The following is a 20445-nucleotide window of genomic DNA, read 5'->3' on the forward strand; positions in this document are numbered from 1 at the left end:
GATGCCGGCTGGGACTGACAAATGTGTCGGGTTGAGGGGCGTGAGTGTGGGGTTAAGCGGGTGGGAGGGGGCCGATTCTAGGCTCGCCCAGTACTTGGTCGACTCGAACAATCGCAGCCTGCAGTCCTACTCGGCCAAGCCCGAGTGGCTCGAAGAGCACGCCCACATCGAAGAGGGCATCGCCGAGGGCGGCTACGGACACCGCCAGGTCTACGAGCTCGTCCAGAACGGTGCCGACGCCATGGTGCACCGCGCCGGGGGCCGCATCGAGGTGGTTCTCACCGACACGCATCTCTACTGCGCGAATGAGGGCGACCCGATCGACCAATCGGGCCTCGAAGCTCTCCTCGGCTCCAATATGTCCCGCAAGAGAGGCGACGAGATCGGCCGCTTCGGGTTGGGCTTCAAATCTGTCCTCGCGGTGACGAACGAACCCGAGTTCTTTTCACGGCCCGTCAGCCTGCGGTTCAGCGAGTCCTACTCGCGGGACCAAATCGGGCGCGGTATGTCCAACGCCGACAAACTTCCACTGCCGATCCTGCGACTCGGCGAGCCGCTCGATGCCGCGGCGGAAGCCGAACGAGACGTCGAGTTGGCGAGGTTGATGACGTGGGCGATCACCGTCGTCCGGCTCAAGCGGGACGTTGATCGTGACACCTCGTGGCTGGCCGACGACCTGGCAGGCTTCCCCGCGCAGTTTCTCCTCTTCACTCGCCACGTCAGCGAGCTGATCCTCGACGATCGGGTCGCCGGTAAGAAGCGCTCTATTCATGTTCAACGCGGCGGCGAGGAGGTCCGACTCGTCGAGGGTGACGACGACCAGGTCTGGCGAGTGTTCCGCAAGGTCGTCGAGCCGACACCCGAAGCCCGCAAGGACGCGGGCGCCCGAGCTGAACGAGACAGACTTCCGATCGACTGGGCCGTTCCCACCTCGGGGCCATCAGTCATCGGGAAGTTCTGGGCGTTCTTCCCGACGACCTTCGAAACAACACTTTCGGGGATCTTGAACGCCCCCTGGAAGACGAATCCGGACCGCGAGAATCTTCTGGTCGGGCCGTTCAACGAATACCTGCTGGACGTCGCCGCGGAACTGGTCGTCGACAACCTCCACAACGTCTCCTCGGCGGCCGACCCCGGCAAACACATCGACCGCATGCCCGCCCGAGGCCGAGAGGCCCGCGGCTGGGCCGACCGCCGCATCACTGAGCGCGTGTACGAGCTAGCAGCCAGACGTGAGTCCCTGCCGGACCAGCGTGGACACCTGGCACTGCCCAGCAGCCTCCGACTCCACCCCGAGCGGGTGCCCGCCGACGCACTCGCCGAGTGGTGTTCCTTCGACTTCCGTCCCCACCGATGGGTTCATGCGTCCGCCGATACCCGGGAGCGGCGCCCTCGTGTCGAGCGCCTTCTCGAAGCGGCGCTTAACGCAGACGGCGAACAAACTCCCCCTGTCGCGACGTACACCGAATGGCTCGAGGCACTCGTGAGCACAGGAACCGCCGAGGCCTCGGCCGGCGCCCTCCGTGTGGCCGAGATGCTGAAGAGTCAAATTTCACCGTTCGACTTCGAAGAGGTCAAAGCGGCTCGCATCGTGCTCACTGCGTCCGGCGAATTGGTCGCCCCTGACCGCAACCGCCTCTTCATTGGCGGACAGCCGGACATCTCCGACACCGCCCAGGTCGACGAACGACTCGTCGACGGATCCTTCGCCGAGCGAGTTCTCCGTGAAACCTTCGGCATCGCCGACGTCGACCGGTCCGCCGAACTGGCGGCGTATATCGCGACCCGATCGGACGACCCGCAATTCTGGCCCACGGTCTGGACCCGCATCACCGACATGCCCGCCGATCAAGCCAAAGCGGTCCTGCTCCGCACATACCTTCCCGGCGACGTGCACGTCCGCACACTCGCGGGCGACTTTCAGCCACTGAACGCCGTCCTGCTCGCCGGCCCCATCGTCGACGCCGGCGGAGCAGACCCGGAGTACACCCTCGACGAACAGTGGCACTCCTCTGCCCTCGAACTCTTACGAGAGCTCGGGGCTACCGACCTGCCCCGGCCCGATCGTTCCGACTTCGACAGCGGGCCCACCGGCTGGTACGCAAGTTACCTCGACTTCGTCCGTGACCGGATGCGCGCAACCGGGGCGATCGTCCGCGTCGACACCGAACTCGTCTCAGACCACACCGCGATCCCAAGCCACATTGAGCTCCTCCCCCACCTCAACGAGGACGCACGTGCCAGGCTGACTTCGGAGATATTGCGCCTTCATCCTGATCAGCACTTCTGGGCTTGGAGGCAATTGGCGGGCCGCGCGGAATCTGTCATGGCCCCGGCACCTGCCGTCTGGCTGGCCAAGGAAGCAGGTGTCATCACGACGACCCAGGGGCTGCAGCCCGTATGGGCGGCAGTCGCGGCGACCCTTTCCCGCTTCGAGCGCATCCTGCCGGTCAGCAGGCTCTCCGCGGAGTCGACCAAAGCACTGTCGCTGCCCGATGAGATCGCCGACTGCCGACCTCAAATCCTGCAGAAGGGACTCGAACTGCTCTCTGCCGAGACAGACGACGACGTCATCGGCCGATTCTCCTCGGCGGTGGCGTCGATCCTCCCGGCACCGTCGACACTCCGCTGCCGCGTCGGTGCGATGCATGACAATCGGCCGGTCGGCGAGATCACTCCGATCGCCAACCCGGACCTCTATCAGCAGCTCCGAAACATCGACACTCCGATCGTTCTCGTTTCTACGCAGGCCGACGCCGATCAGCTCGTCGACCGATGGCACCTGCGCCGCGAGGGCGATCTCATCACCACCGAGATCAACTTCCAGCTGTGCGCCCCAGAGGTCCCACTGATCGAGGAATTTCCCGCTCTGCGCGTTCTACCAGCGATGGCGGCCCACCGCGCGGTGACCTTACTGCGCTGCAGCGAACTGAGCCGAACCGTCCGGGCCGCCGCGGGGCAGACCTCCCAAACCATCGACAGAGCTGCAAGCGACACCCACATCTACTGGCTTGCCAAAGATCCCGCCGACCCGACTAACGACGACCCCGAGCTCCTGCGCTGGGCGACCAGCCAATTCGGCGTGGCCCTTTCGGACCAACAGATCGCCGCGTTGCTTCAAAACAAGAAGGACGAAGCACAGCGCAAGCTGGTCGAGAGCATTCGTGAACAGCCCGACCATGTCAGCCGAATCCTCGCCTGTATCGGTGGCGAACGGCTCCGTCGCTTCGTGCCCGCCTCATTGATCGACGCGGTAGAGGAGCAGGGGCGTCCCGCTGACGACCGGACGGTCGCGGAGATGGCCCTCGCGGTGCACGGGGTGGACATCCTGCGCGAGGCGAAGGACGTGCTCGAGCTTCGAGGCCTCGATCCGCCCATCCAGTGGGCCGGCGGAAGGGCCGCCCAAGAATTCGTGCGCAATCTCGGCTTTCCGCGCGAATACGCCGGCTTCCCGGAGGAGCGCCTCGAACAGGTTCATGAAGCATACGGCCCCATCGATCTAAAGCCCTTGCACGACTTTCAATTCACGGTCAGCCAGCGATTCCGTGATGTGCTGCGCAGCCGGGAGAAGACGAAGAGGGCGATGCTGTCACTCCCGACAGGAGCAGGCAAGACCAGAGTCGCGGTCCAGAGTCTTGTGGAGCACTTCCGCGACGGCGAGATCGATGGCCCGGTGCTGTGGATAGCGCAGAGCGAGGAGTTGTGCGAGCAGGCGGTACAGGCATGGGCTGAAGTCTGGCGGGCCATCGGCCCACCAAAGAAGCTGACGATCGGTCGGCTCTGGGACGCCAACAGCGCAGAACCGGTCGTCGGCCAGCCCCACGTCGTGGTCGCGACCATCCAGAAGCTCGCCACCTCCGTCATCGAGCAAGAGCGATACGAGTGGCTCTCGCAGGCCGCCGTCGTGGTGATCGACGAGGCGCATCGCGGCGCGACGACGCCCACGACCACAAAACTGCTGAGATGGCTCGGGCTGGAAGCCCGCGGTGATGACCGATGCCCTCTCGTCGGGCTCACCGCCACACCGTTCATTGGCGCGAACGAGGAACTGACCAAGATCCTTGCGAGTCGTTATGGTCGAGAACGGTTGGATACCGGCCTTTTTCCCGAAGATGACACCGAACAGCTGATATCTCTACTGCAGGAGCGGCGAATTCTCGCGCGAGCCGAGCACGCACGTATAGACGGTGTCGACATTGATCTCAACGCCGACCAGATGGCCGAGTTGGAGAACTTTCAGCGCCTCCCCCGATCCGTCGAAGCGGAACTCGGCATGAACGCCGCCCGAAACAGCGGCCTGGTGGACCACATCAAGGCCCAACCCGACGACTGGCAGATCCTGGTTTTCGCCGCATCCGTCGAAAACGCTCAGACCCTCGCCGCACTTCTAGCCCTCGAGGGGATATCGGCGGCGGCGATCACGGCCGAGACCCGATCGGGCGTGCGGCGCCTCTACGTACAGAAGTTCAAGGACCGGGAGGTACGTGTTCTCACCAACTACGGCACGCTCACAACAGGTTTCGACGCACCCGAAGTGCGTGCCGTCTATGTCGGGCGACCCACGTACAGCCCGAACCTCTACTTGCAGATGATCGGTCGTGGATTGCGCGGCCCCGCCAACGGCGGCACTGAAGAGTGCTTGATCGTGGACGTCGAGGACAATGTTCGAATGTACGGCGGCAAGCTCGCTTTCACCGACTTCGAGTTTCTGTGGAACGAACAGACGAGTGCCTGACATCCCGACACTCACCGATGATCAACGCTCCGTCGCAGTAGGCCCGTTGGATGCCAAGGTCATCGTCACCGCAGGACCAGGAACCGGCAAGACGTACACCCTCGTATCGCGCATCGAGCATCTTATCGGGGACGGCTCCGACATCGCCGGTCAAGAGGTGTTGTCGCTAAGTTTCTCTCGTGCGGCAGTCGGCGTGTTGCGACGACGCGTCGGAGCCCTGTCGACGCTCGGGTCCCGTGTGCGTAGCGCGACCTTCGATTCCTTCGCCACGCGACTCCTCGACACCTACGGCCACGCGTCGCTCGAGGGAATCGAGTACGACCGACGGATCGAACTCGCCACCGAGCTACTCGGCAACCAGACGATCGACGAGCTCACCGAGACGCGTCACGTCCTCGTCGACGAGTCGCAAGACCTCACCGGCGTCCGAGCCGATTTCGTGCTTAAGCTCCTTGAGATCACAGACTGCGGTTTCACCGTTTTCGCCGATCAGGCTCAGGCCATCTACGACTTCGAAAACGAGTCGCCGGACAGCCGGTCTTTCGTCGATCGCGTGGCGGCGGCGTACGACGGCACCGTCCAGGCGATGCACCTGACGACCAATTTTCGAACCGGCGACCCTCAGCTCCTTTCAGTCGCAGCAGTCGGAGAATTGATTCGCGACATTCCGGCAGAGCGAGACGACGTCATCAGGCGATTCGACACTCTAACGCGTGGGCTCGCAGCCGCAGGGGCTATCACCGACGCCGCGTGGATGTTGAGCGGTGCCGCCGACACGGCCATTCTGACTCGCCGCAACAGTGAGGCGCTCGCGATCTCAGACGTGCTAGCGGCCGCGGGCGTCGAGCATCAACTGCGTCGCCGCGCCGACGACCCAGTGATCGGGTCGTGGCTCAGTCGACTGCAGCACACATCAGGGGCCACGCGCCTGACACTTCCAGACCTCGAAGCAGCATCGACACTCCTGCCGTGCACTCCCGCGGTCACGTGGGCGGCTTTGTCACGTGCCGCCCGTCCACGCAAGGGAGTGCTCCACCTCGGCCAGGTCGCCGAACACCTTGCCACGCGAACGCCGCCCGACGAGCTGATCGACAGCGGGACGGGCGGGGTCGTCGTCTCCAGTATTCACCGCGCCAAGGGCCTCGAGTTCGACACAGTGCTATTGGTTCCCTTCGACATCGCCGCGGATGACGACTGGCTGCAAGAAGCACGGGTCCTCTACGTCGGCCTCACCCGCGCCCGACACGATCTGATGACGCTGAAGCGGGTCGACGACGGACGATGGAACTTCTCGAAAAGGGCGCAGCGTTGGCGCCGCGTGCAGTTTGCCGGCAAGCACCGGTACACCACGGGTGTAGAGGTGTCCGGCTCGGACGCCTTCACTTTTCACCCGGCGGGCGCCATCTCCCCACCAGAGCCGCCCACGGACGTGTGTGACTACCTCTGGACTTTCGTCCATAAGGGAGACTCCGTCGTGCTTGACCGTCGTAGCGACGATCCGTCCGGTCCGCGCTATGACGTCCTCCACAATGGGCAGTGGGTGGCGGCGACGACGGAGCAGTTCGGTGAAGTCGTCGCACATCGGCTCGATCTCAAGGCGCCGCCGACACGGATCGAAGGGTGCCGGGTCGAAAGCATCGCCACGACGGCGCTCCCCGCGTCGGTAGCCGACCTGCTCGACCTCAAGACTCAATTGGTGCCGACTTGTCGGATACAGGGTGTAGGTACATGGTGATGATGTTTGATGGTCGGAGACTGAGATGACGGACCTCAAGGGCAAGTACGCATTCCGCGATGCCCTCTCACAGGCGATGATCGACGACCTCGTCGGTCCTGCGGGCGGACCCGATGAGGTCATCGCCGATCCGCCGATCACACGCTACGTGGCCGGGGTTCTCTACCCAGCCGGTGGCGGGTGGCGCAGTGCGGGCACCGCCGACGCCGCTCAGGACGTCGACGAGAACGACGGATACGACGAGGTCGTCAACCCCGATCCAGCCGTCGCGATGGCGAACGTCCGAAACCCCGGCTCGATGGGCCTGAGCTTTGCGGTCGATGCCGCCGCGTGCAGCACGATACGTGTCCACATTCGAGGCGCTCGCTATGCGCCACTGCCCCTGGAGAAGGGCGAGACAGAACCCCGCTGGAAGCGCACACCCATGGTGATCGAGTCGGAGACGATCGATGTCACCACGCCAGAGCATGGCGAGCGTCGAGATCTGCCCGGTGATTTAAAACTGTTCATTCGCGTTCGCTCGGCCGACTCGTCCGGCACCACGGCAGTCACCGTGGTGCTGATCAACGATCGAAAGCCCGCGAATGCCTTCGGTGAACGTGATGGCGACGCACTTTTCCAACCCGAGTTGATCGTCGAATCGATAACCGGGGGGGCGGTGTTCGTCGAACGCATCAGTACCCCGACGGTCGGACATGACGATGAGGAGGTCCTGTCCAACGAGCTCCTGTTCAGCCACGTACCCAACATTGCAGTGGGACATGGTTGCTCGGTGGCCTGGCGGACGAACGAGAAGAGGTCTGCTGAGCGTCTCGCGACTACTTTCACGCCGAGCTACGATCTCCCGCTGGCGGACTCGAACCCGGCCATCGACATTCCCGCCCTCGACATGCGAATGCTCGCATCGGCGGGTCGCGATGAAGTGATTGCAGGACTCCGCGAACTCGCCGTCGGGTACCGCGAGTGGATCGCCTCGACCGACGAAGAGGCACACACGCTGTCAGGTAAGCGCCGAGAAGCCGCCCGCCGGCATGTGAAACGTTGCGCCGAAGCGGCTCACCGCATTGACGGGGGGATCGACCTTCTCGAAAAGTCGAGTGACGCCTTTCAAGCCTTCCGCTTGACCAATGCGGCCATGATCGAGCAGCGCATTCGAAGCGAACGAATATTGAATGGAAGGCCGGAACTTCGTCCCGACGACATCGCGGCCCGATGGCGTCCCTTCCAGTTGTCCTTCGTCCTGTTGTGCCTGAAAGGCATCGCAGATGCTAGCGACGACGACCGCAACACGACGGACCTCCTGTGGTTCCCGACGGGCGGCGGCAAGACCGAGGCCTACCTAGGTCTCATCGGGTTCACAGTCTTTCTTCGTCGACTGACCGGACGCGGCGCCGGCGTCACGGCACTGATGCGTTACACGCTTCGCCTCCTCACGATCCAGCAGTTCGAACGCGCCACCTTGCTAATCTGCTGCTGCGAATCCATTCGCCGCGACCGCAACGACCTCGGCGGTGAAGAGATCTCGATCGGACTCTACGTCGGGCGCAGTGCGACACCGCTCACACGGAAGGCCGCCGACGAGGCGTTAAAGAAGTTGCGGCAATCACCGACCGCTATTCCGAAGGAGGGTAACCCCGTCCAGTTCCGGAGCTGTCCGTGGTGCGGAACGAAGCTGGACGCGCACAAGTACTGGGTCGGCAAGAGCCCCGCGCGGCTCAACATCAACTGTGAGAACGACGACTGCGAGTTCGCCAAGCACTTACCCGCGTACCTGGTCGATGAGGATGTCTACGACCATCATCCGACGCTGGTGATCGGTACGGTCGATAAGTTCGCGGGTCTGCCATGGCGCGCTAAGGCGAATGCGCTGTTCAATCGCGACCGTCCGAATCAGTCCGGCATCGACCTGATCATCCAGGACGAGCTCCACCTCATCTCCGGGCCGCTGGGGACGCTGACCGGCTTGTACGAGACCGTGGTCGACCACCTTGCGGGCCGAGAGGGCTTCAGGCCGAAGGTCATAGCGTCCACGGCCACGATCAGGCGGGCGGAGGCGCAGTGCAACGCCCTATTCGATCGTCCGGTGATGCAATTCCCACCACCCGGAATCGATTCCCGTGACTCATATTTCGCGGTCGAAGCCGATCCGGCGAAGAAGGGCAACCGCCGCTATCTCGGTGTCATGTCACCCGGCAAGAGTCAGACGACGCTGCTCGTTCGGGTGTATGCGGCGTTACTCCAGTACGCCGAGGAGATCGAGGGGGAAGCCGCCGATAAGGACCCCTACTGGACGCTCGTCGGGTACTTCAACAGCCTGCGTGTGCTCGCGGGCGCACGCATGCAAGTCCAGGACGACGTCGAGGAGCGCATCGATCTGCTTGCAGTCGACGAGAATTCACGGCGGTTCATCAACGATCCGATCGAACTGACCAGCCGTGCAAGTTCAGTCGACATCCCGGGTTACCTGAAGCGGATGCGGACGACCTATCCGGACCAAGACGCGCTAAGCGTCATCCTTGCCACCAATATGATCTCCGTCGGCGTCGACATCGATCGACTCGGCTTAATGGCGGTGATGGGCCAACCACAATCCACTTCGGAGTACATCCAGTCGACCAGCCGTGTCGGCCGTCAGCATCCCGGCCTCGTCGTCACGCTCTACAACGCAGCACGCTCACGGGACCGCTCTCACTACGAGAGCTTCGTCCCCTACCACTCGGCGCTCTACCGCGAGGTGGAGTCGACGAGCGTGACTCCGTTCAGTCCTCGTGCCCGCGACCGCGGGCTCCACGCGGTGCTTGTCGCGCTCGCGCGACACACCGTCGACGCCCTTCACGACAACCGTGACGCCGTCAACATCGCCGTGAAGAGGCCGGAGGTGGAACACATGCGCGACCTCATCCTCGATCGAATCGAGAAGATCGACCGAACGGAGGTTGAACCCGCTCGCGCTGAACTCGACCAGTTCATCGACTCCTGGGAGCGACGCGCCGGCGATGACAAGAACCTCGTGTACGCCAACCGCGAGCATCCAGAACATGCGTTGTTGATCGAAGCGGCCGAGGACACTGAAAATCTTCCTGACGTGATGCCGACGCTGTGGAGCCTCCGCGACGTCGACCGCACGTCGAACCTTTACCTGGCGAGGACGTAATGGCGAGGACTCTGGGAGAGACCCGCCGCAGCCAACTTGTCACCACCTATGGGGTTGGGGCGGTGATCGCGATCGAGGACGAATCGTTCATGATCTCCGGTCTCGACCATTGGGATGCAACCGACCAAGATCTGTGGATTCACGAGCCTCGGCTCGAACGGCTCCGCCGTGTCCGCCACTTCGTCCTGCCCGCTGCATCGGGCGACGAGAAGAAGGACGACATCCCGGTGACGCGCTTCCCTCGGTGGTACTCGTGCCCGGACTGCGGTGAACTCGACGCACACCGGTACCTGGCGGCGACGCCCGAGAAGAGCGAGTGTGCTGACTGCTCCGCGCAGCTCGTACCGTCACGCTTCGTCATGGTGTGCGAGGGCGGACACATCGATGACTTCCCGTACAAGGCCTGGGTGCATGGCCGGGACGGGGCCAGGGAAGGCACCCATCGCCTGAAGGTCAAGACGCTCGGCATGACGGCGTCCCTGCGGGACATCGTGATCAACTGCTCTTGCGGGCGGAGCCGCTCCATGGAGGGTGCGTTCAGGAGGAACGCACTCAAGGACGTCACGTGGTGTTCTGCCAATCAACCGTGGCTCGGAAGGCGTGACCCGGACGGTTGCTCCCGCGCACCGCGAGTCCTCCAGCGCGGCGCCTCCAACGTCTGGTTCTCCATCGTGGAATCGGCGATATCCATCCCGCCATGGTCCGAAGAAGCGTTCAAAGCGTTGAATCGCTACTGGGAAGCCGTGCGCCACATCCCTGACGAAGCGTTGCCCAGTGTCCTCACCGGAATGAAGCTCGATGAGGCGAGTGGTTACACGATCGACGAACTGGTTGAGGCGGTGCGCGAGCGCCGGGCCGCTGAGGACCCCAACACGGACCTCGACGCCGATGTGATCAAGGACCAGGAGTACGTGGCGCTCACGCGTGGGAAGCCCCAGCGTTCCGCGAAGCAAGACTTCGTGTGCGTCCCGGCAGTGTCCGTGACACCGGCTGTCGCGGATGTCTTCCAATCGGTCATGGTGGTCAAGCGCTTGCGCGAGGTCCGCGTGCTCTCGTCTTTCACGCGGGTTCGCGAGCCGGAGCCTGCCGACCTCGACGAGCGGCTGTCACCGCTCGCAAGAGAGGATCTGGACTGGCTGCCCGCGATCGAGGTCGTCGGCGAAGGCGTCTTCCTCGAACTGTCGCCCGAACGGCTCGCTGTTTGGGAGAGCCAGAAGACGGTCCAGGATAGAGCCGAGGTGCTTCGGGAGAACGCGCGGAGCCGCGAGCAGGGCAAGTCCTCGACACTGTCGACGCGAATTTCCGCGCGCCTGCTGTTGACGCACACCTTGGCACATCTGCTGATCAATCAGTGGTCGCTTGAATGCGGCTACCCCGCGGCGTCGCTGCGCGAGCGTCTCTACGTCAACGACGAGCACGCCGCACTGCTGATCTACACGGCGACGAGCGATTCCGCAGGTTCGCTCGGTGGTTTGATCAGCCAGGCCAACCCCGACCGACTGGAGCCGTCGCTCCGCAGCGCGCTCGCCTCAGCGAGTTGGTGTTCTTCCGATCCCTTATGCATCGAGTCCGACCCGGGCGGTACGGACGCTCTGAATTGGGCGGCCTGTCACTGCTGCGCTTTACTTCCAGAGACGAGCTGCGAGGAGATGAACCTGCTGCTCGACCGGGCGGGTGTCATCGGCATTCCTGGTCGATTGAACGGACTCCTGCAGGACTGGATGGGCTAGCTTTCGCCTGCTCGTCGTGCCGACACGACGACCTGGACGCGGTGGGCGGCCTCCGCGGGATCTTCGTGCTCCCATACCCGCACGACCGCCCAGCCGGCCTCCCCGAGTCGGCGGTCTGTGTCGCGGTCCCTGGCCGCGTTGCTCTTCACCTTGTCGGCCCAGAACGTCGCGTTGGTGGCGGCGACGGTGTGGTGTTCAGGACAACCGTGCCAGAAACACCCGTCGAGGAACACCGCCACCTTGAGGCGCGGAAAGACCAGGTCAGCGGTGCGCCGGAGACCCGTGAGGGGCCTGGCGTCGACGCGGTAACGCAAGCCCAGCGCATGTACCGCCGAGCGCAGAGCCAGCTCGGGCTTGGTGTCCCTGCCCTTGTTGGATTGCATGCTTGCCCGCACGCCTGCCGATGAGGCCCATGACTCGGTCACTGGTTCAGCGTAGAAACGGCGTGCCGATCCGTGGTTGTCGGTGGGGGTGCATAGCATGATGCCGTGGCGAAGCGCCTGAAGATGATCGACCTGTTCGCAGGGTGCGGCGGCATGACCGCGGGCTTCAAGCCGCATGGCTTCGACCCGGTGCTGTCCGTGGAGTGGAACCTTCATGCGGCGGCGACCTATGCAGCTAATTTCGGCGAAAAACACACCTTCTGGGGTGACATCGACGACGCGCTCAAGGGCGACATACCTGAAGCTGACGTCGTCATCGGCGGACCCCCGTGCCAGGGTTTCTCCAACCTCGGCAGCAAGGACGTCGACGATCCGCGCAACAAGATGTGGAAGCGCTATCTCCAGGTCGTCGAGCGCGCCAACCCGAAGGTGTTCGTGATCGAGAATGTCGACCGATTCCGACGCAGCGCGGAGTTCCAGCTACTGCTCGACGAGGCCGACGGCGGAATGCTGAGCGGCTACGAGCTCTCGCACGCCGTGCTGTTGGCGGCGGACTACGGCGTGGCGCAGCGCAGGCCCCGGGCGATCGTGATCGGGTCGCGCGTCGGCAGGATCGACCCTCCGCCTCGCACCCACGCTAAGGTGCCGACAGGCGGCTTGAAGCCATGGGCGACGGTGCGCGACAGGATTAGCGAGTTGCCGGAACAGCCGTCGACCACGTCACTGCCGGAAGCAATGACCACTTTTTTCGGCCAGACGGTTCCCGGCGAGTTCAAGTGGCTGGATCTTCATTTTGGTCGCAATCCGCGCGAGCTTTCCCTTCAGCGCTACGACTGCATTCCTCCCGGCGGCGGTCGATTCGACCTTCCCGACGAGCTCCTCCCGGACTGCTGGCGCAACAAGCCGACGGGAACCACCGACGTGATGGGCCGCATGCGTTGGGATGAGCCGTCGGTCACCATCCGGACGGAGTTCTTTAAGCCCGAGAAGGGCAAGTACCTCCACCCGCAGTGGGACGCTCGCAGGCCGGCGAAACGCGTCAATCGAGTCATCACCCACCTCGAAGCGGCGCAGCTGCAGGACTTCCCGGAGACCTTCTCCTGGTGCGGGTCGAAGGTCGAGATCGCGAAGCAGATCGGTAATGCTGTGCCCGTCGGTCTCGCGTCAGCTGTAGCTCAGCACATCCGCGGTGCGCTCAGCTGAGCAGTAGGTCGTCCACGAGGCTCGAGTAAGGCTTCAACCTCTTCTGCTTGGCCATTTCCACCCACGCACCGCGCTGGTCAGGGTAGAGCCCGCCGTCGCCGCACAGGACCGAAACCGCCATGTCGAGTTCGTCGTACATCAGGTGATATACCGCGTCGATCTCGCCGGTCCCTCGGGCGATGGACAGGAGACGCGAGGGCAACGGCTCACCGGTGACGAGTACGAGATGCGGCGCCCGCCCACGACGGTTCTTCACGAGCATGCCGAACTCGTGGCGAACGTTCTGCACTCGGTCCGATCGAATCGTCCACTTACTGGAGATGGCCGCATGCAGGTACGGTTCAACGCCGCTGACGGCGGAGTTCTCCACGCCGACATAGACGTCGGTCTTCACTTGGTAATCGCCGGCGAATGTGGAGCGGAGTGCCGGGCTCTGGTCAAGGAGCGCCTGCAGCTCGTTCAGGTGGGTGTACTGCGCGTAATCGGCGACAGTCCCGGTGCGGGTGACGAGCCACGTCCGGTCCGGATCTCGCGCTTGAAGTTCCTGCTTCAGATCGTTTTCGATCGCCCGCTCCAACGCGGTCCCGCTGGCCGCGGAGTCGTCATCTAGATTTTGAGTGCGGACGCGACTCTGGGGTATATCGAGGGTCTCGTAGGCGTAGCCGGCGAGGTGCATGCTCGCGCGGCTACTCATATCCGCAAGATTCGGAGCTACAGCCGCACCGAAGAGCGCCTCGCAGCCTTTTTGGCTCTTCTGTGTAGCGGGCTTCCATCCGAGCAGTTGTTCGATCCAGGCGGGGGCATCGGCCACCGCTTCAACGTACTGGTTGTGGTTGAGCCGTTTGCACGTACACGCGCTCGGAGCATCAGGAGTCCAGGTGACGATTCAGCAATTCCGCAAGCCATCGATAGTCCCGCTCTGTGCCGTTGTCCGACGGCGAAGTCTCATCCCAATCAACGATGACGTGCTCGAGAAATCGGACCGGTACCGGCACATCGTCGGTCAGCGATTCCTGTAAGTAACTCGCAGCCTCGGCGATTTGGACGAATAAGCGTCGGAGTAATCGACGATCAGCATAGACGCCCTCGCCGGCGTATCTCGCCGCTGCGCTCAGGCCACCGATTAGTCGCAGAAGGTCCGTAGCGGTAAATTTGATCTTCGATACCGGCGTCTGCGTGGCCGAGGGCTCGTCCGTCGTGCCGGGCGGCTTACGCCGCACGACGCTGGCGTTCACAGAACGATCCTCCCGACCGTCTTCGTCCTTGCTGGGTGATGCTTGCGTCCGAGCGGATCGAGCGGCGTCCTCCTCAGCGGCTTCCCATAGGTATTGGGCTTCGACGTTGAAGAAGTAGGCAAGCGCCTCCGTGATCTTGCGAGAAGGCGATACGCCGGCGTCGGCCCTCAAGGCTGTCACCGATGCCTCATGCACCGGAATACCGTCGGCCTGGAGCGCTTGTGCAACCTCACCGGAAGTGTAGGGACCGCGTTCGGCCGGATGATTGGTCTCGAACAAGTGGTTCAACCGCTGAGAGTAAGTCGGAGGCCCCGAACGCGTTTCGTCGAGGTCAATGCCGCGTGGAGATGACTGAGAAGCGATCTGGGCGCGCGGCGGCAATCCGCTATCTGCACCCGAGCCGGTGTCCGCAAGAACGGGGGAGATCGTCGACTCTCTTCGGAGCTGCTCCCACCCGGGAGTTACCGCACGCGAATTCGCCGTTAGAAGCGCGGCCTGCTCAGGTTGTTCATCTGAAGCTGGTTCCAGACGCAGGCCAATTCGTGGACTGCTCTCTACGATCACATCCGGAAAGCGGGCGATCAGGGCGCACACAAACGCTGACCTTGTGATGCGCATCGTCTTTACGAGGTCTTGCTGCGACACACGTCCGTTTCGCTTGAGGTGGTCCCACGCAACAGCAATCATCCAGGCTGGAACGAGCTGTGGCTGTCCGTCCTTCTGGTCTGAGCTGTTGGTCTCCACCCAGACTCCCTCCCGTCCTGTCGACGCGATGCGATTCGGGCGCGACCACCCAAGGGTTTGGATTGTTTCCCCGGCCCTTACGGCGGACTTCACCAACTCGAGTAGGTCATCGTCGAGTAGCGCTATGCGCGTCGCGGTACTTTCCAGCGAATGAGACGCATGTGCACCGGTCCCTCGAGACCACGAAATTGACTCGCTCCTTTGGTCCTTCCCGACGGCTGCAGGGTCATCAGATGTAGTCGGCCGCAGGCCCCTGTGACCGCGTGCGTCGCCCATCCGCGTGAGGATGATCGACAGCCACTGCGGTATGGGTTCGCCCGCGTCCCGATAGATTTTGGCCATCTCTGCACTACCTTGTTTCGTCTCCCATGGATACCCTTCGCTTGGGTCCTCAGGCATGTTCCATGCAGGTATGACGATGGCGCTGTGAGCACGACCGTGCAGATGATGACCTGGCGCATAGCGTCGTCCCTCATTCACGTCGTGAGCGACTCGACGAGCATCAACTTCAGACTCGTAGAAGTCGATGATCACGCCGTCTGCGTACCGTTGCGCCGCGGCGCCGTTGTAGTCGCGGACTCGGATGTCTACAGCGAAACCTCGACCTGACTTGAAGTGCTTCTCTCTGGAATTGAAAGGAACCGCGGGGTCGTTGTTTCGCGCTTTGGAATACACCCTTGGCATTACCCCTCCGGCAGCTGAGATCGGTCAACCGGAACCGACATTAGTCGCTGAAGTTTCACGCGGTCGCGTTGTCGTCCACTTAGCGATGTCGATCCAAGAAGGGGCTCCAGTGAAGTTTCCTCAGGAGTCAACCAACCTGGGGGCAGTCCCGATCAATGGTGTCAGCCGGGGTGGCGATCATCTCGGGGCACCGCGGATGGTATTCGGGGAAGCATCATGAGTGACGCATGGATTGGGCCATTCGGCGCGCCCGGGCAGACGATACTCACGAGTGAAGCGCGCCTAACGTGGCAAGGAATGCCCTGACTTCGTACCCCACGCTACCTAGTTCAGCGTCCGCGGTTGAAGCTACCAGTTCCCGCAGAGTCTGACGAAGCGACTCCTCTCCTCGGCCGCCGACCAACTCCTTATAAGTTTCATCCAAGAAGAACGCTGAACAGGTCGTGGATAAGTAGCCGACGAGGTCAAGGAACATCTCCAGTTGGCGGGCCGCGTACTCGACGACAGGCTTGTCACCGCTCCAGTTGTCCACCATGGAAACGACTTCCATGTCGTGGCTCCATAGCTCTTCGTCGAGTTCGTCACGGAATAGTGTGAGGACAGTTCCCCTCCCCGCGGTTCCACCGCGCGCCGCGCGTACCTCATAGATCAACTCCTGGAAGTCCTCGTCTTTAAGCGAGTAACCCACAAACACCATGTGTCGCATCAGCAGAAGACCCTGCACAAGTCCGAGTAGCGCACCATATTGACGAGGCATATCGAGGAAATCGGACCTCGTCATCACAATCCTTTGAGGATCGTCGATGCTGCCATGCATCTTCAGCAGCCACCGCCCGCCACTGTCACGCGGGTCGTCCGGCAACACCGCTAACTTGCGCTTGCCCGTTTGCGCGGCCACTTCGAAGAGAGTGTCGAAGTTAGTCGTCACCGCCTCGTTGCTAGGTAAGGAGGCCAACAGCCCATGCTGCAACGAGTAGCACTGGGCCTTGAGCTCGGTAGCAATCTGGTCGCGGAATTTTAGCTGTCGCTCAGCCATGCGCCGCTCGATCAACGTCGCGTAATCGCGGGCGTCCTTTTCTTGGAGACGCCTTCGCGCGTCCTTACCTAATCCGGCCACGGCGGCGAGGTCGTCTAGCAACTGGGCCCACGTGGGCAACCCGGCACCAGCACTAACGCCGGACCCCAGAAAGAGCACAAGGTGGCGTTGAATAGCGCTCTCAGCCAGACTTCTTGCTCTGCCGACCAGGGCGTCATTGCCGAAGCCCCAGTATCGAGTGAGATCGGCACCTCTTAGCGATTCCGTCCGCGCTCGCTGCGCTGCTGCATAGGCTTTGCCGCTAGCGGTGACCAGAACTATGTCAACGTCGTGTTCGCCTGCAAGCACGTGCAGAGTGCGGACAAGGCCCTTCAGGAGATCGCCTCGCCGCTGGTGACCACCTCCCTTTTTGGAACCGATGACGGGTAGCGCAAGTCGTGGTTTCGGCCACTTATACAACCGACTTGGCCGGTCGGTATCGCAGGCGCTCTTGGCGGTAATGATGAACTCACGAATCGTCGCTTCAAAGGTCTCAAAGCCAGATTTATTGCCAAATTGTCCTATGTTGCCGAGCCACACGGCGATCTTGTCGCTATCGGCGGTGTCGACACGGAATTTGGCGGGCAATTCAATCAGCGGCCGTAATTCCCAGTTCAGCGGGAGAGCATCATGCGTGACCACCGCTCGCCAGTACGGCTCGATTCGAAAACTGGAATCGGTCGGGATGAGAATTGCGTCGCAAGCAATTCTGGTGAGGTCTCCGTTAATGATGAACAGGTGTCCACCTGATCCCCGCCCCTCATCATCTGACTCGGCCCGTTGTCCTTCGGTGGCGCCAGGTGAAGGTGGAAGATCGCCTTGACTGGCAGCAGGGTGTCGACGAATCGCATCGAGTATACCCACCATCTCGGGATACTCGACAAAGAGCGGATCGTAGGCTCCGCCATGTCGGTGCGCGCGCACGATGTAGAAGGCCCATCCACGCAGCAGGTCGACGCCTGCCCACTCGGGTATCACACCCTCACGCCCGAAAACCGCCGTGAGTTCTCGAATCTGGTCCGACAGTAGCTCGGGCGAAGCAGCGATTCTTTGATACGCGTTGTACGTATGTGCCCATTCAATGACTGCTTGCTCGAAGTCTTCTGGCATCGAAAGCAACCCCTTCCAAAGCTCGCATTGACAGGCAGTGACCTCATGCGGCGATGATTGAGCCTTTTCATCGCCAGTGCGTCATTGACGCCGAGCAAGACCGCCGCTGCTCGCGACCGCTCCCACAGCTATGAGCACTACTGGTATCGAAGGCAGAACGATCCCCTACCCCCTCACAAGACCTCCCCGCAGATTATCGCGATCCGCTGCGACGATCTAGCCACTTCGATCTGACGGGAGCAGAGGCGCGTTCAACAGCTGAACTGTCGGTCACTTGACACGATTACGCCCACGAAAGCTTTCATGGTGGGACTAATGGTGTAGTCCGTACCGGTGCCTGAGAGTCGACGGCTCTTCCAGGTGTCCGTCAGAATCCGCGATACTGCACGATGCGTGCTCGTGAAATCTTTCTAGCGCCACGCGGATCAGCCAGCGCTCGCCAAGCGTCCGGACAGCAAGGTCCGACGGCAGCGCCACTGAGAACTTCAGGCCCGAGATGGCTTCGTCATCGACGCGCGGAACGGCGTCAAAGTCCGCAGCCTTAGCGTCATCTCCGCTGATGCCTTCTGGAAGAAGGACACTCTGGTTCTCCACGCCGCTAGCGTCAAGGCCCAGTCCTACCAGAAGTGTCGCGTTGACCTTCAAGCCGGCCCATATCCACAGGCGCGCACATCCCGCACCGCGGGCATGCGCATAAGGCCGTTGTCGCTGACCTCCGTGGCGCGTTCGTCGCGGAGGCGCTGCATCGCCGCCGGAACGCATTTGAACAACTCGACGTCAAGCATCGCACCAAGCAGCACCTCTCGCTTGGCCTGGCACACCTGGAACGATGCGTGACTGCACCGTACGGCCACTTCACGTCACCTCTAGTTGGGATTTCTTCAACCCAAATGGTGAAGCGCTCCCAGTCGACGTGTTGCACGAGCCAGCCTCGACCCGCGAGGACGAGTGGTCGCTGCTCGCGACCCGGCCGGGCCGGGATGACAAGTGGCGAAACGAATCCAATTTCCCTGACGCCGGCTACGACCCGCAGCTCAAGATCGGCCACGAAGGTCGAGAGAAGGTCCATGAAGTGTCGCTTGCCGAACTTCTTCTCCGCGCGCGGGCCGATCATCAACAGCCCTGAGTCCTCGACGAGAACTCTCGCTCGCGAAGGTATGCGAGCACCTCCGCGGCATCGCCACAAGCGAAGGTCCACCCACCACCGGGACCCATGTCATCATCGTTGCGACGTGACACTCGGCCCGAGCAGCTAAAAACCCGTTCGACCGTGGCGGTGCCCGAAGGCGTAGTTGCGATGTCAATCTTCTGCTGAAAAGCTCTGTGGTACGCCATGTGTCGATACCCGGCAGCCAGTAACATCCGCACAGGCTTCTGGGGCATCGCTCGAAGCAGCCACCACCGAAGGCCGAGAACGGAGAATCGCTATGCGCACATCGGAAGTCAAAGGACGCCGAACGTTCACGCCCGACGTGAGACCGTCCGCTAGGTGGGCAAGCGTGCGGCACAGGCGGACCATCAAGACGGTGCTCCCCGCGGTTGTGCTCGCTCTCGGCGCACTGTTCGCGCCTGTGGCGTACGCCCAGCCTGATCCTTTCATGCCCTCCGGGCCGAACAGCTACTGCCCAGGCGGCCTTTCCGGGTTTGACCGGCCAGGCGGCTGCATGGGCCAGACCTATCCGGACGGAACGCGATGGATCGACGCGTTCTCCCGGCCCAGCATTGTCTCCTCGCCGGTGTGGAGTCGGTGGTGCTCGTTCGACCGGCCGAGCAAGAGCCTGGCAGAGTACGAATACACCCAGCGACAAGGCTGCGGTCGAAACTCCTGACAGTTGCGAGTCAACCTATGGCCGGGCCCTGGGCTTTGCAGTCCGGCGTCGGCCAAGAGTCACTGACCTGAACTAACAGTACCCGAGCTCTGCGGCTCACCAGTGAGGTCAGCCCTGCTACGGCGATTCCGGGAACGTCAGCGTCGGCTCGTCATACGAGCCCCCACTTCCGCTCGACGGTAGCTCCGGCTCCACCGGAGCCACCGATTCTGGCGCTATGGGTTCCGGCGCGACAGGCTCGGGAGCCAAGGGCGCGGCAGGCTCCGGCGCAACGGCCGGCGGTGAAAGGCCGGCTCCTCCGCCGGGGGCGAGTACGCCGGCGCCTGCGACGGGGGCGACTCTGGCTCAGGTTCCGCCTCCGGCGGCACCGTCGGAACCGTCGTCGGCGTGCTCGTCTCCTCAGAGGTCGTCGCCTCGGTCGTCGTCTCCGTAGTCGTCGTCGGAGACGTGGTGGTCGGGCTCGTGGTCGTCGTCGGGCTCGTCGTCGTCGTCGCCGACGTCGTCGTCCACGTCGTCGTCCACGTCGGAATCGTCGGGAACGGGTTGAAGGGGTTGAACGGCACGATCGGCACACCCGGAACCGGCACCACCGGCACCACCGGTGCGCCCGGCGCCGGTACGGGACCCGGGATCTGCACCGGCGCACGCACCACCGGATCCGGCCCGCGATTCGCAGGCACCCTGACCGCCGGAGCCGATGGCGCGGGCGACACCACCGCGATCGGCAGCGCCACCGGATCCGGCTGGTGCGGCACCTCAGGCAGGAACCGCCCCGGCACCGTCTGCGGCTGCACCGGCGGCGCCTGCACATCAGCCACCGGACGTATC

12 protein-coding genes and 1 pseudogene are annotated in these 20445 nt (G+C 62.9%); 8 read left to right on the forward strand and 5 right to left on the reverse strand.

The annotated features are described in order from the left end of the window. Nucleotides 1-94 precede the first annotated feature (94 nt). The 4 genes from Q2100_RS01695 to drmB are packed head-to-tail and all read left to right on the forward strand — an operon-like array spanning nt 95 to nt 11354. Entirely contained in the window at nt 95-4735 is a 4641-nt protein-coding gene (locus Q2100_RS01695; protein WP_302912593.1) for a sacsin N-terminal ATP-binding-like domain-containing protein, read from the forward strand. Then, nucleotides 4728-6470: a UvrD-helicase domain-containing protein gene (locus Q2100_RS01700; protein ID WP_302912594.1), complete on the forward strand. Its 1743-nt coding sequence runs from the start codon at nt 4728-4730 to the stop codon at nt 6468-6470. The genes Q2100_RS01695 and Q2100_RS01700 overlap by 8 nt, the downstream gene beginning before the upstream one ends. A 25-nt stretch (nt 6471-6495) precedes the next feature. Further along, a complete protein-coding gene (locus Q2100_RS01705; protein WP_302912595.1) occupies nt 6496-9624 on the forward strand; it encodes a helicase-related protein in 3129 nt (1042 codons plus the stop codon). Beyond that, nucleotides 9570-11354, forward strand: a complete 1785-nt coding sequence (gene drmB, locus Q2100_RS01710) for a DrmB family protein (protein WP_407667559.1) — start codon at nt 9570-9572, stop codon at nt 11352-11354. Before Q2100_RS01705 ends, drmB begins: the two co-directional genes overlap by 55 nt. On the opposite strand, the gene Q2100_RS01715 is transcribed toward drmB, so the two are convergent. Continuing rightward, complete coding sequence (locus Q2100_RS01715) at nt 11351-11779, reverse strand: very short patch repair endonuclease (RefSeq protein WP_302912597.1); 429 nt, start codon at nt 11777-11779, stop codon at nt 11351-11353. The genes drmB and Q2100_RS01715 overlap by 4 nt on opposite strands. A 63-nt stretch (nt 11780-11842) precedes the next feature. On the opposite strand from Q2100_RS01715, the gene Q2100_RS01720 reads away from it, so the two are divergent. Beyond that, nucleotides 11843-12940, forward strand: a complete 1098-nt coding sequence (locus tag Q2100_RS01720; RefSeq protein ID WP_302912598.1) for a DNA cytosine methyltransferase — start codon at nt 11843-11845, stop codon at nt 12938-12940. Here the strand turns inward: Q2100_RS01720 and Q2100_RS01725 are convergent. Next, nucleotides 12933-13751, reverse strand: coding sequence for an NgoMIV family type II restriction endonuclease (locus Q2100_RS01725; RefSeq protein ID WP_302912599.1), 819 nt, complete (start codon nt 13749-13751; stop codon nt 12933-12935). The two genes, Q2100_RS01720 and Q2100_RS01725, sit on opposite strands and share 8 nt — an antisense overlap. Before the next feature lie 55 nt (nt 13752-13806). Then, nucleotides 13807-14919, reverse strand: coding sequence for a hypothetical protein (locus Q2100_RS01730; protein ID WP_302912600.1), 1113 nt, complete (start codon nt 14917-14919; stop codon nt 13807-13809). Nucleotides 14920-15345: 426 nt separating this feature from the next. On the opposite strand from Q2100_RS01730, the gene Q2100_RS01735 reads away from it, so the two are divergent. Then, nucleotides 15346-15528, forward strand: a complete 183-nt coding sequence (locus Q2100_RS01735) for a hypothetical protein (protein WP_302912601.1) — start codon at nt 15346-15348, stop codon at nt 15526-15528. Nucleotides 15529-15868: 340 nt separating this feature from the next. Here the strand turns inward: Q2100_RS01735 and Q2100_RS01740 are convergent, their stop codons facing one another. Further along, entirely contained in the window at nt 15869-17788 is a 1920-nt protein-coding gene (locus Q2100_RS01740) for an SIR2 family protein (RefSeq protein ID WP_302912602.1), read from the reverse strand. A 312-nt stretch (nt 17789-18100) separates the two neighbouring features. Continuing rightward, on the reverse strand, nt 18101-18382 hold the full coding sequence (locus tag Q2100_RS01745; RefSeq protein ID WP_302912603.1) for a hypothetical protein: 282 nt from the start codon (nt 18380-18382) through the stop codon (nt 18101-18103). Between the two features lie 235 nt (nt 18383-18617). On the opposite strand from Q2100_RS01745, the gene Q2100_RS01750 reads away from it, so the two are divergent. Then, nucleotides 18618-18914, forward strand: a complete 297-nt coding sequence (locus Q2100_RS01750) for a hypothetical protein (protein ID WP_302912604.1) — start codon at nt 18618-18620, stop codon at nt 18912-18914. Between the two features lie 1090 nt (nt 18915-20004). Then, nucleotides 20005-20445 (forward strand): annotated as a pseudogene (locus Q2100_RS01755) (hypothetical protein); the annotation flags it as partial.

The organism is Mycolicibacterium arseniciresistens, from assembly GCF_030519285.1.
Lineage (GTDB): Bacteria > Actinomycetota > Actinomycetes > Mycobacteriales > Mycobacteriaceae > Mycobacterium > Mycobacterium arseniciresistens.